Below are 12,315 nucleotides of genomic sequence, written 5' to 3'. Positions count from 1 at the left end.
CGGTTTCCCATCGCGGATTTTTGAGGCACGTGGCGGTCGAAGCGGTCACGCCAGTGCCGGCGTGGCGCCCTGCCGCGCCATCCGATTTTGCCTCCCGCTCGTGAACGTGATAGGTTGCCGCTTCGCAGCGGCGCCAAAAGGTCAGTTTCTGGTTCCCGGTTTCCGGTTTTTCGCATGAACCCGGCGCGAGAGGGCTCTTTCGCGGCGCCCTTGCTTCGGCGTGCGAGTCCTTGACCTGGAGCGTCGAGCTGCTTTTACAGGCTGCCCACGGCTGACTGCTCGCTGGCGTATTTCACTTGGTTGCAACGGGGGACGACAATGCAGATCATCGAGCGCTTGATGACGACAAAGAGCGACGGAGTGGCGGGATTTCTCGCCCATCCGGCGCGCAGCACGCCCGGTCCGGGATTGCTGTTGATCCACCCCAAGTCCGGGGTCACCGACTACATCAAGATCGAAGCGCGCAAATTCGCCAAGCTGGGATACAGCACGTTCGCGATCAACGTCTTCGAGCAGCTGGGCTATCCGGCGGCGACGCACATCGAGACGGGATCGCAAATTCAGGCGAAGACGTCGGATCCGGAATTTACGCGGGTGCTTACCGAGGGCTGGCGCTTTCTGCTCTCGCAGCCGCACGTCAACCGGCGGCGGGTGGCGGTCTGCGGCTACTGCATGGGAGGGCGGATCGCGATCCACTTCGTCGCCGCTACGCCGGAGGTCAGGGCTTTCGTGGGGTACTATCCGACGGTGCGTGACGAGCCCACGACCCCGTTGCGGCCGGTCCATCCGTCGGAAGCGGCAAAAAAGATCCGCTGTCCCTCGATCATCCTGTACGGCGCGGACGACGTGACGACCGTGGTTCCGGTGCAGGATATGATGATGCGCGCGTTCCGCGAAAACGGCCAGCCGCTGGAGTGGCACTTTTTCCCGTTCGGCGGTCACGGCTACGTCGATCCCGGGGCCGTCGGCTATCACGCCCACGCCGCGGAACTGTCGTGGCCGCTGGTGGTGGACTTCATGGAACGCCACCTGCAGTGGGAGGAAGGGGATTGAGAAGAGGTTCGAAGTAAGGACCGGGGACCGAAGACCGAAGACCGGCACGAACGCGCCGCAGGCGGCGACGGCTTGAACCGCTTGAACAGTTTGAACCGTTTGAACGGGAGCGCAGCGACTTGAACGGGTACGACCGGGGACCGAAGACCGGCGACCGGCACGAGCGCGCAGCGGCCGCGATTGAAATATCAGGTCTTTCTTTGCGTGCTTTGCGTCTTTGCGCGAGCATCCTGTTTTTCTCGCGCCAAGAGCGCCAAGCGCGCCAAGGGCGCAAAGAGAAAATTTTCTGTTTCGCGCCAACGGCGCGGAAAAATACTCCTTCTTTCTTGGCGATCTTTGCGTCTTTGCGCGAGAAAAGATGGTTCGAAGTTCGAGGTTCGAGGTTCGAAGTAAAGACCGGAGACCGGGGACGGAAGACCGGCACGAACGCGCCGCAGGCGGCGACGGCTTGAACTGCTTGAACGGTTTGAACCGTTTGAACCGGAGCGCAGCGACTTGAACGGGTACGACCGGGGACCGAAGACCGGCGACCGGCACGAACGCGGGGAAAAAGATGGTTCGAAGTTCGAGGTTCGAGGTTCGAAGTAAAGACCGGAGACCGGGGACGGAAGACCGGCACGAGCGCACCGCAGGCGCGACGGTTTGAACCGCTTGAACGGTTTGAACCGTTTGAACGGGAGCGAAGCGACTTGAACGGGTACGACCGAAGACGGGGGACCGGGAAGCGCGACCGCGTCCTTCCCGGTCATCGGTCTTCGGTCCCCGGTCCTCGGTCTGCTGGCCGCGGCCGCGACGGCTTGAACCGACTTGCTCGCAGGTCATCGCGACAGAATCATTCGCCCGGGTCGAGGAATCTATGAAGATCGGCGGCGAGAGGCAAGGACCGTCCGCCGGAACTATCCTGGATCGTTGACAGGCCGAGGCGGGCGGTCGTAAAGTCCGCGGCAGGACGGCCGCCGAAGTTTTTTAAATCGATCGTCCGGGCGAGGACGGGAATGCCGCTTACTCTTTACCGCCACAGGATCCGGGACCTCCGATTGGGCGCACCGTCGCGTCTCGAGAAGGACGGGGTCCTGTCGATCGACGCGGACGAACTTCGCGCTCTTCTGCTTGAGGACGGCACGCTGGCGGGGGTGGATTTCACCGTCGCACGCCCCGGCGAGAATTGCCGGGCGGGACCCGTATTCGACATCGTCGAGCCGCGCGCCAAGGCCGACGGCGGTCCGGACTTTCCGGGCGTGCTGGGCCCTCCGCAAACCGCGGGGAGGGGTTCGACCCATGTGCTCGACGGGGCCGCCGTGACGATCTTGCGCGAGAACTCTCCGGGAGATTCGCGCGGGCCAACGGGTTATGTCCTGGAGATGAGCGGGGCGCCGGCCGAGGTCTCGCCCTACGGCGCTTTGCTTCACCTGATCGTGATGCCGCGGACGCGGCCCGACCTGCCGGGACACGCGCGTCAAAAGGCATATCGCCTCGCGGGCCTGAAAGCCGCGGTTCATCTGGCGCGGGCCGGTTTCGCCCGGCCTGCGGATACGGTCGAAACGCTCGAGATCGAGGCCGCCGGCGGAGAACGCCGGGGACTTCCGCGGATGGCGTACGTTGGCCAGATCTTCTCGCGCCAGAGAAAGCCGGAAGCGGGGGAGCAGATTCTGTACGGGGCCGACACCGACGGGATGCTGCCGGTCGTGCTCCACCCCAACGAGTGGCTGGACGGAGCCGTGCTGCCGTCGTATCACACGTCGCTCGGCGGTGCGGAAACCTACTTTTACCAGAACCATCCCGTGATCGGCGCGCTTTACGAACGCCATCGCGCCGGCGAGCTGGCGTTCGTGGGGACCGTGGCGACGATCGCCTCTGCGAACAATTTCGACCGCGAACGGAACTGCTCCTTTGCGGCCAATCTCGTGAAGACGGCGCTGGGCGCCGACGCCGCGGTGCTAACGAAATTCGGCGGCGGAGTCCCCCACACGGATCTCGCCGAGACGGCGCGCCTGCTCGAGAAGCTGGGAGTCAAGACTGCGGTCATGGTAACCGACCTGGCGCGTGACCACCGGGTCGAATCGGCCCTGCTTTTCAACTTTCCTGAGGTCGACGCGATTGTCTGCATCGGCGGCAACGACACCCGATGGTCGCTGCCGCGGGTCGAGCGGGTGATCGCGTCGACTCGCGAGATGGCCGAAGTGCTGGCAGGACCCTTGGAGATCGAGTCGCTGAACGTCGTCGGCGTGGCCAACCAGCAAGGCGCGTCGAGGCTGAGGGCGATGGTGTGTTGATAAAAAATCGTTCAAAAGGTTCAAGCGGTTCAAGCGGTTCAAACGGACCGCTTGAACCGCTTGAACGGAGCGAAACGGTCGAATGACTTGAACGGTTTTCTTCCGTAAGAGGTGCCCAATGCGGGTCGTCCATTATCTGAACCAGTTCTTCGGCGGCGCCGGAGGCGAGGAGCGGGCCGGTATGGGGCTGGAAGTGCGCGAGGGCGCCGTCGGCCCCGGGAAGCTCTTCGAGCAGGCGATGGGTGGCGAGGCGCGGATCGTCCGCACGCTGGTATGCGGCGACAACTACGCCGTGGAGGAGCAGGAGTCGATGCTCGCTTCGGCGCTGGCCGCGATCCTGGAGGCCGGCGCCGAGCTGCTGGTCGCCGGACCATGCTTTCAGGCCGGGCGATACGGGATCGCGGCGGGGGCGGTCTGCGCCGCCGCGCAGGAGCGCTTCGGGATCCCGGTCGTCTGCGCGATGAGCTCCGAGAATCCCGGCGCGGAACTGTACCGGGAAAAACTTTACATCGTGGACTCCGGAACCAGCGCGGCCAGGATGCGGGACGTGATGGCCCGCATGGCGGGCTTGGCGCGGAAGCTCGTGGCCAAGGCTGAGATCGGTCTGCCGGCCGAGGACGGATATCTGCCGCGGGGCTTCATTCGCGACCGCTTCGTCGAGCAAACTGCGGGGCAGCGCCTGGTGGCGATGGCCCTCGCGAAAGCGAGGGGCAAGCCGTACGAGCCCGAAATGCCGCCGCCCGCCTTCACACCGATCCCGAAGCCGCCGCCGGTGAAAGATCTCTCGCGGGCGCGGATCATGGTGATCACCGACGGCGGTCTGGTTCCCAGGGGAAATCCGGACCACATCGAAAGCTCGGCCGCGACCCGCTGGGGGCGGTACAGCATCGAAGGGGTGGCCGATCTTCGCGGAGAAGACTACGAAATCTCGCACGGCGGCTACGATCCGCAGTTCGTGCGCCAGGATCCCGACCGCCTCGTCCCGGTCGATGCGCTCCGGGAGCTGGAACGAGAAGGCGTCATCGGCAAGCTCCACGACGAGTTCTTTTCCACCTCGGGGCTGGCCAATCCGCTTTCGAACACGCGCCGGATCGGGCGCGAGATGGCGGAAACCATCCGGTTGCTGGACGTGGACGCCGTCCTGTTGACCTCGACCTGAGGGACGAGCACGCGCAGCGGCGCTGCGATCGCAACCGAGCTGGAGAAAGCGGGTATCCCGACCGTGCAGATCACGGCGGCGCTTCCGGTGGCGAAAATGGTCGGCTCGAACCGCACCGTGCTCGGAAACGGCATCGTCCACGTCGTCGGCGATGCCAGGGTTCCGCCTCCGGAGGAGAAAAAAATCCGCCGTTCGCTGGTGGAGAAAGCGCTCGAAGAGCTGAAGAGCTGAATCGAGAGGGCGGCTCACCCGGGGGCGCGAAAGACCGAGCCGGCCCGGATCGTCCAGCGAACGGCAAGGCGCTGCCCGGCCGTAAGCTCGCCGCCGACGGAATCCCGCAGGGAGACCCGATCCTCCGTCAGCGAGAGCACGGCGAGGTCGGCCTCCCGGCCGACGGCGACGCTCCCCAACCGGTCCTCCCAGCCGATTGCCCTGGCCGCGTTGATCGTGCACGCGGCAACGACCTGGTCCAGGGACATGCCCAAGGCGAGAAACTTGCTCATCGTCGTCGGCAGATCGACGACCGGGTTCGAAGGGCCCAGCCGGCCGTGCAGGTCGGTGCTGATGATGTCCGGCGCGAGCCCGCCGTCCAGGGCGCTGCGCACGAGCTGAAAATCGAAGTGGCCGCCGGCGTGGCCGACGTCGAAGATCACCCCTCGCTCGCGCGCCCGGCGCACGGCGCCGCGCAGACGCCCGGCCGGATCGACGATCGCAGGTTGTTGGGGCGTGTAGCAGTGGGTGACGATGTCGCCGGGGCGCAGCGTGTCCACGATCTCTTCGATCCAGAGGCCGGTGTCGCCGATGTGAACCATCACCGGGGCGCGACAGCTCTCGCCGGCCTCGATCGCCAGCCGGAGCGCCTCCCGGCCGTTGTCGCCCACCGCCTTGCGATGCAGGCGGACCTTGATCCCGGCGGCGATTTCCCGATTTTCCGCCACCGTGCGCGCCGCCGCCTCCGGATCGGCGAAGCGGAGATCGGTAAGCTCTCCCGGAGCGTGAAGCACGCCGTGCTGCGCCAGCGCGACGAACGCGAGCATGCGGGCGCGCGAAGGCGCGTGGATCAGGCGCTTGAAGCCCGGAAAGTTGACCGGACCGGCGGAGCCGGCGTCGACCGTGGCGGTGACGCCGGTCGCGGCGCAGATCGGATCGAGGTCGAGGCCGTACGGATTGACGCCCCAGTAGCTGTGAACGTGGAAGTCGATCAGCCCGGGCGTGACGTAAAGCCCGCGAACGTCGAGCGTGTGAACCGCCTGATCGCGAGGCAGCGAGGGACCGATTGCGGCGATCTTCCCGGACACAACGGCGACGTCGCCCGGCCCGTGAAATCCCGTCGCGGGATCGAGCACGGTGCCGCCGGACAGGAGGAGATCGAAAGGCCGGGTCACGCGGCGCAGTCCCCGGTGCTTCGCACGGCGGCGGCGTGCGGGGCGCCGACCGCCGCGGGTATCCTCGCCGGGGCGTCGCCGGCCCGGCCCCGATAAAGGGAAGGCGGTTTCGGCATCGTCGGCACCGTCACGGCTCGTTGACCAGCCTGCCGTCCTGGTAGGAAAAAATCTCGCCGCTCTGCTCGACCGGCAGCTCGGCCGCGAGCACGAAGCCTTTTCCAAGGATCTCCGGGCCGGGAAGTCGGGCGAACGCCTCCGCGGGGGCGTCTTCGGTCACGATGGGCACGCGCGGCGAGAAGATCACCACGCAGATATTGGAGTCGCGTACTTCCTCGGCGACGTAGCGGGTGAAGGTGCGGATGGCATCCTTGGTGACCACGTACGCGCAGGCGCCAGCGGGTTTGATGCCGCCGCCGCCGTACAGATTGATGATGTGACCGGAGCGGCGTTTCTCCATGTGCGGGATCACCTGCCTCGTGCAGAGGAACGTTCCCCCGAGATTGGTCTGGATGACGCGGTCCCAGAACTCTTTCGACATTTCGCTGATTCGCGGCCAGCGGGGGATCCCCCAGGCAAAGTGCGGTACGATGGCGGCGTTGTTGACCAGCACATCGATCTGACCGAAGCGCCGTATCACCTCATCGACCATACGCTCCACGCTCTCCGGGTCGCGGACGTCGGTGCGGATCGCGAGCGTTTCGGTTTGCTCGCCGAGCTCGCCCGCCGTCTTGCAGGCCCGCTCCTCGTTGAGGTCGGCGATGACCACGTTGGCCTTTTCGGCGGCAAAAGTTCTCGCCGCGTGCTTCCCGATTCCCTGGGCGCCGCCGGTAACGATCACGACTTTGTCACGAAGCATGGCAACTTCTCCGTAGATTCGGGCCGCCTTGCCTGCGGACCCGGGCTGCGACGGTTCGATGGACCAGCATCTATAATTCGCCGGCCGGGTTGTCAAACGGCCGCCTGTGGTGGTCGTTCAAACCGTTCGAGCAGCTCGACCCGTTCCAGCCGTCTGCCGCGAAGCCGCGGTAGCTGCTCACGGCTTGCTGCTCGCAGCTGGCGCGACGGTTTTGGCTAACTGCCGGGAAAATCGTGAAAATCGGCGCCAGAGCAGAGATTTTCGTTGACATCCAATTCCTCGTGGTGCGAAAATCAAACAACTTTTACTTGTACCAAAAATTTCTCTGGAGAAAGGGAGTAGACAATGGGGCAATGTAAAGAGATTTTACGTGCGGGATTGGGTGCCGTGGCGCTTTTGATTGCGGCCGGATGCGGTCCCGCAGCAAATCCGCCGCAGCCCAAGTGGACGGTGGAGAACCCCAGCGCCTCCACCGGAGCGAAGGAAACCAGGCAGGCGGCGAGCCGGGAGGTCAAGAAAGAACCGAGCGCTTCGAGCCTGGATGCCCTCCGCCGCGGCGAGGCGGCCGCGGAAGGACCGCTCAAGGACATCCACTTCGCCTTCGATCGCTACGATCTCTCGCCTGCGGCGCGCGATATCCTCAAGGCCAATGCCGCGTGGCTCAAGGCGAACCCGTCGGCGCGCGTCCAGATCGAGGGCCACTGCGACGAGCGCGGAACCAACGAATACAACCTCGCGCTCGGCGCCAAGCGGGCGGAAGCGGCGAAGAACTACCTCGTCAGTTTGGGAATCGCCGCCGGCCGGCTGAGCACGGTGAGCTACGGGGAAGAAATCCCCGTCTGCAAAGAACACAACGAAGGCTGCTGGCAGAAGAACCGCCGCGCCCGGTTCGTGGTGACCGCGGGCGGACCGGCGACCTGATCGTTTCCCGCCTTTCGATGGCTCCGGCGGCTCCAGAGAAGCCGCCGGAGCTTTGTCACCCGGCGTGTAACTGCTTCATGAACCAGTCGGCGATCGCGCTGCGGCGGTCGAAGCGTTTTTCACCGTGACCGACCCCGTCGAGCATCGCTCGATTCGGGGAATTGACCGATTTTTCGTAAAGCTTCAGCGCGCCGCGAGGGTCCATGACGCGATCATCGCGGCTGTAGCCGACGAGCAGCGGGCACTCTATCTTTTGCGCCCTCCCTTCGAGCGTGAACTCGCGCATTTTTTCTCTGGCCTCTTTGAGATCGCGGGCGCCGGTCAACCAGCGCAGCCGATCCTGGATCGGCGGGTAGTAATCGAACAGGTCGTCGACCAGGTTGTAGGCCCCGCTCCATACGGCGACGGCCCGTATGCGTTTTTCCTCGGTCGCGCACCGCGGGCCCGAATAGCCGCCCATGCTCGAGCCATGGACGCCGATCCGCTCCGGGTCGACGTCCGGCCGGGTGACGAGATAGTCGATGACCGCTTTGGCGACGCGCTCGGAGTCGGGCGGCGCGTACAGCCCCTTTTCGCGCAGGCTTCCGCCGTGCCCGGGCCCGTCCACGTCGATGAACGACATGCCGCGGCGCACGTACTGGCGGGCGCCGCCGTCGTCGCCGCGCAGCAGTATGCCGTCGGCTCCCGCGTAGTTGTACACCACGGGGAAACGGCCGTTTCCGCCGGCGGGATAGAAAAGAGCGTCCAGCCGGTGTCCCTCGTAGGGGATCTGCACCCGCTCGAACGGAGGCGGCACGAGGTTCCAGGCCTTGTCGAAGGTCGTCTGGAGCTTGCGATAAGTCGGTAGCATACGCGGGTCGGAATCGGGCATGTAGACCAGCGCTCGCCGATAGAAATCGGCCGCCCGCAGGTAGAACTCGTGCGCGGTAACGTTCAGGCCCTGACTTTCGAATCGTTCCGCCAGCTCCTCGTTCTTGCGCGCGACCCCCGTCCACTCGGCGTGCCAGCTTTCCAGATTGTACGGCTTGACCCGCCGCGCGACCGCGCGGATGTCCGGGTCGGGGTGCTTGTCGGAAATCTCCATCCGGATTTCCAGCTGGCCGCCCCCGGGAAGCCCTCGCCCCGGAAACAAAGCCCGCTCGGCCGCTTCTCTGTCGAGCACGTCACCTGTCGAATCGGTCATGGCTGTGATCTCCTTCATCTGGTAGTGAGCAGTAAGCAGTGAGCAGTCGGCAGAAAAACTAACGGCGCTTGGAGCACGGAGGTGCCGACCTGAGACCGGAGACCGGCACGAACGCGCCGGCAGGCGCGACGGCTTGAACCGCTTGAACGGTTTGAACCGTTTGAACGGGAGCGAAGCGACCAGTCGGAGCGAAGCGACTTGAATGGGTACGACCGGGGACCGAAGACGGAAGACCGGCACGAGCGCGCCGCAGGCGCGACGGTTTGAACCGCTTGAACGGTTTGAACCGTTTGAACGGTTTGAACCGTTTGAACGGGAGCGCAGCGACTTTAACCGCGCGAAGCGCTTGAGCGGCCGGGACTGTCATTGGCGACGTTTACAGGGTACGGCCCGGCGGCGCGGCATGGTAGCGGGAAGGCGCACTGCCGCTATACACGCACGGCAGCGTAATCGTGAACGTGCTGCCCTTTCCGAGCTGGCTTTCGACTCGGATCGTGCCGCCGAGCATTTGCACGAAGGTCTTGACGATGTGGAGGCCGAGACCGACGCCGCCCTGGCTGCGGGTGCGCGAGCTGTCGACCTGACGGAACTTGTCGAAAATCGAAGGCAGGTCGGCGGGAGCAATGCCGATTCCCGTGTCGGAGACCTCCAGCTCGACCCGATCCTCGGCCGTCCGGCGAGCGGAGACGACGACCCGTCCGGCTTCCGTGAACTTCAGCGCGTTGTTGATCAGGTTTTGCATCACGTGCTTCAGCTTGCCGCGGTCGCTCCGGATCCGCGGCAGGTCGGGCTGATAGTTCCACTCCAGGGAGAGATTCTTCGGCAGGGGGTAATCGTAGAGATACGCGAGATCCTGCAGGAATTCGGACAACGAAAAATCCTCGCACTCGACCACGACCGCTCCCGCCTCGATCTTGGTGGCGTCCATGATGCTGTTCACCATCACGAGCAGCTCGCTGGCGTGGCGGGACACCTTTTCCAGCGCGTTGACCTGCTCCGGGTTGACCTCTCCGAGCATGCCGTCCTCGACGAGCTTGGCGTACCCCGAGATGACGTTCAAGGGGGTGCGCAGCTCGTGCGACATGACGCTCAGGAACTCGTCCTTGACCCGGTTCGCCCTTTCGAGGTCGACGGCCTGCCTGCGGGCCTGCTCGTAGAGCTGCGAGTTGTCGATCGCCACGGCGGTCTGCGCGGCGACGTTTCTGAGAAAATAGAGCTCTTCTTCGGAGAATTCGCCCGGCTCGCGGCGGTAGAACGAGAGAACCCCGAAGACCGCGTCCTTCGCCATGAGCGGCACTCCGAGACAGGAGACAAAGCCGTTCCGCGCGAAAACATCGCAGTCGGGCAGCCCGCTCTGGCGGATATCGGGAACGAAGAGGACCTCCTTGCGCGACAGGACCGGGTGCTGCCCCCGGGCACGTTCCTCGATTTTCCACGCGTCCGGCGCGATCCCGCGGCAACCGACTTTCGAGAGATCCTCGCCTTGCTTGCCGAGGAGCATGACCGTGACCGCGGTGTGCGGCAGCAGGCGCTCCAGCCTGTCGAGCAACAGGTTGAGGACGGCCTCGAGCTCGAGCGTGGAGGTGATCGCACGGTTTATCTCGTAGAGGGCCGCCTGGCGTTCGGCGTGGCGGCGCAGCTCCTCCTGCGATTTCCTTTGCTGGGAGATGTCGCGGAAGATGCAGATGAAGGCGACCGGGCGGTGGTCCTCGCCGATCATGGGGAAGGAGGAGACGCTTACATGAGTCACGCCGTTTGCTGCAGCCGGGAGCGCCAGCTCGACCTCGCGCAAGGAGCCTGCGAGAATCCGCCGCTCCAGGTCGGGGCACGCGCCCGCCCAGCGGCTGCCGAGCTCGCCCACCGGAGAGCCGATCAAACGATTTTGCTGCCGCTCGAAAAGCCGGCACGCAGCGGGATTGGCGACGCGCACGATCCCTTCGTGATCGAGTATTAGCAGAGCGTCGGCCATGGCATTGATCACCTGTTCGGCGGCGAATGCCGGAGTGACGTCGATCAGCCGATAACGGCGTACGGCGCGCGCGGCGAGCACGATGGAAGCAAGGACCGGAAGGAAACCGACGGGATAGAGGGGGACACCGAAGGCCGGCAGATAATCGACGGCGCCCAGGTATCCGACGCAAAAGGCGGTGAACAGTGCCTTGCTGCGAAGCTTGCCGGTGCTGGAGCCCGCGGTCCGGAACCCGAGCCGGTAAGCCTGGAGGCTCCAGGCGATCGCCGCAAAAAAGTAGAGCAGGAAAGCCGCGCCGATCCAGCCATAGCGCACGTAGTACCCCCAGCTATAGAGGTAGACCCCGGCCACGAAGCCGTTGGTCCAGGCCACCGTGCAGAGAAACAGGCCCGACAGGAGCCAGCAGAGCCCGATGGAGCGCTTGCGCTTCTCGTGGACGCCGAGAACGCTCGCGGTGAAATGGTAAAAAGCAGCCGGGATCGCCGTCACCCCCGCCTGGCCGACGGAAGCCCAGGCGACCGCCACCGACTCCACGCGCGCGCAGTAGGCGAGCGCGTAGCTGAGGAGCCAGACGGCCACGGCCAGCGTCATGGCAAGGAAGGGCACCGCCGCCTGGCGCTTTTCGACCGCGGCAATGACCAGACCCAGGGCCGCAGCCGCGATCGCCGTCAGGAAGACCGGCAGCGCCTGCAGGTTCGCGGCGTAGTTTTCAGTCTGCAAGAGCATCCGGACCATGAGGCGACGCCGGTCATGATCGCCGGGCGAACCGCCGGCAGGTTGCCACGAAAAACGTCAGTATTCGGCGCCCGGCGGAAGAGCGATCGGACAGAGCTTCAGGGTGCCACTGGACGCCGAGCGCAAAAGGATGGTTCCGGCTTTCGATCCCCTCGATCAGGCCGTCCCCGGCGGTGGCGTTGACGACCAGCCCTTTCCCGGGTTCCTTGACGGCTTGGTGATGCCTGCTGTTGACCGTGAGGCGCTCGCTCCCGACGATTCGCCGAAGCAGCGTGCCTGCGAGAATGCGCACGGAGTGGCGGGGAGCGGTCCTTCCCGGCGTGCGCTGGTGGACGCCGGCGCCGGGGAGCTGCGTCGAGATGTCCTGATAGAGCGAGCCGCCGAGGGCGACGTTGAGCGCCTGCGCGCCGCCGCAGATACCGAGCAGCGGCATGTCTCGCCTCAAGGCCCGCTCGATCAGCTCGAGCTCGAACGCGGTCCGCTCGGGTTTGATCTCTCCCAGAGCGGCAACCGCTTTCTCGCCGTAGCGACGGGGGTGAATGTCGAAGTTTCCGCCGCTGATCAATAGTCCGTCCAGCCGGTCGAGCAACCCGTCGACAGCCCGACCTTGGGAGACCGGCGCAAGCATCACGGGCAGCGCTCCATAGCGCTGCAGGGCGAGGCAGTAGCGCCGGGGCAGGAAAAGCAGGGCTTCTTCACCCGCCCCTTTCTGCGCCGGTGCCGGAGTGAGATCGGCTGTAACGCCGATGACGGGCGCGCCTCCCGGGCCGATTCTGCTCAT

The 12,315-nt window shown here is 65.2% G+C and carries 12 protein-coding genes; 6 read left to right on the top strand and 6 right to left on the bottom strand.

Annotated features, from left to right (window positions below; genetic code table 11):
* The first annotated feature begins 339 nt into the window (after nucleotides 1–339).
* From VNN77_09530 to VNN77_09510, 5 genes are all read left to right on the top strand, one after another.
* Nucleotides 340–1,053, top strand: a complete 714-nt coding sequence (locus VNN77_09530) for a dienelactone hydrolase family protein (protein HXG51630.1) — start codon at nucleotides 340–342, stop codon at nucleotides 1,051–1,053.
* A gap of 119 nt (nucleotides 1,054–1,172) precedes the next feature.
* Nucleotides 1,173–1,505, top strand: a complete 333-nt coding sequence (locus VNN77_09525) for a hypothetical protein (protein ID HXG51629.1) — start codon at nucleotides 1,173–1,175, stop codon at nucleotides 1,503–1,505.
* Between the two features lie 543 nt (nucleotides 1,506–2,048).
* Nucleotides 2,049–3,326 carry a glycine/sarcosine/betaine reductase component B subunit gene (locus tag VNN77_09520; protein HXG51628.1) on the top strand — a complete coding sequence of 426 codons (1,278 nt, stop codon included), beginning with the start codon at nucleotides 2,049–2,051 and terminating at the stop codon, nucleotides 3,324–3,326.
* A gap of 118 nt (nucleotides 3,327–3,444) precedes the next feature.
* A complete protein-coding gene (locus VNN77_09515; protein HXG51627.1) occupies nucleotides 3,445–4,485 on the top strand; it encodes a glycine/betaine/sarcosine/D-proline family reductase selenoprotein B in 1,041 nt (346 codons plus the stop codon).
* Between the two features lie 63 nt (nucleotides 4,486–4,548).
* Nucleotides 4,549–4,716 carry a hypothetical protein gene (locus VNN77_09510; protein HXG51626.1) on the top strand — a complete coding sequence of 56 codons (168 nt, stop codon included), beginning with the start codon at nucleotides 4,549–4,551 and terminating at the stop codon, nucleotides 4,714–4,716.
* Nucleotides 4,717–4,730: 14 nt separating this feature from the next.
* Here VNN77_09510 and VNN77_09505 read toward each other — a convergent pair whose 3' ends face one another.
* The 3 genes from VNN77_09505 to VNN77_09495 all read right to left on the bottom strand — a co-directional run bounded on the left by VNN77_09505 (nucleotide 4,731) and on the right by VNN77_09495 (nucleotide 6,997).
* Entirely contained in the window at nucleotides 4,731–5,870 is a 1,140-nt protein-coding gene (locus VNN77_09505) for an amidohydrolase/deacetylase family metallohydrolase (GenBank protein ID HXG51625.1), read from the bottom strand.
* A 127-nt stretch (nucleotides 5,871–5,997) separates the two neighbouring features.
* Nucleotides 5,998–6,726 carry an SDR family NAD(P)-dependent oxidoreductase gene (locus tag VNN77_09500; protein ID HXG51624.1) on the bottom strand — a complete coding sequence of 243 codons (729 nt, stop codon included), beginning with the start codon at nucleotides 6,724–6,726 and terminating at the stop codon, nucleotides 5,998–6,000.
* Between the two features lie 70 nt (nucleotides 6,727–6,796).
* Nucleotides 6,797–6,997, bottom strand: coding sequence for a hypothetical protein (locus VNN77_09495; protein ID HXG51623.1), 201 nt, complete (start codon nucleotides 6,995–6,997; stop codon nucleotides 6,797–6,799).
* 116 nt (nucleotides 6,998–7,113) lie between these two features.
* Here VNN77_09495 and pal point away from each other — a divergent pair, with 116 nt between their 5' ends.
* Nucleotides 7,114–7,647, top strand: a complete 534-nt coding sequence (pal, locus tag VNN77_09490; protein HXG51622.1) for a peptidoglycan-associated lipoprotein Pal — start codon at nucleotides 7,114–7,116, stop codon at nucleotides 7,645–7,647.
* A gap of 55 nt (nucleotides 7,648–7,702) precedes the next feature.
* Here the strand turns inward: pal and VNN77_09485 are convergent, their stop codons facing one another.
* The 3 genes from VNN77_09485 to VNN77_09475 form a co-directional block, all read right to left on the bottom strand.
* A complete protein-coding gene (locus VNN77_09485; protein HXG51621.1) occupies nucleotides 7,703–8,830 on the bottom strand; it encodes a CocE/NonD family hydrolase in 1,128 nt (375 codons plus the stop codon).
* A gap of 376 nt (nucleotides 8,831–9,206) precedes the next feature.
* A complete protein-coding gene (locus VNN77_09480) occupies nucleotides 9,207–11,534 on the bottom strand; it encodes an ATP-binding protein (GenBank protein HXG51620.1) in 2,328 nt (775 codons plus the stop codon).
* A gap of 13 nt (nucleotides 11,535–11,547) precedes the next feature.
* The gene (locus tag VNN77_09475; GenBank protein HXG51619.1) at nucleotides 11,548–12,315 is read right to left on the bottom strand and encodes a gamma-glutamyl-gamma-aminobutyrate hydrolase family protein; all 768 of its coding nucleotides are present in this window, start codon (nucleotides 12,313–12,315) and stop codon (nucleotides 11,548–11,550) included.

The sequence above is a fragment of the Candidatus Zixiibacteriota bacterium genome (assembly GCA_035574315.1).
Taxonomy (GTDB): domain Bacteria; phylum Desulfobacterota; class Binatia; order UBA9968; family UBA9968; genus DATLYW01.
Note: the sequence above shows the minus strand (reverse complement) of the source record. Positions and strands in the feature narration are given on the sequence as shown.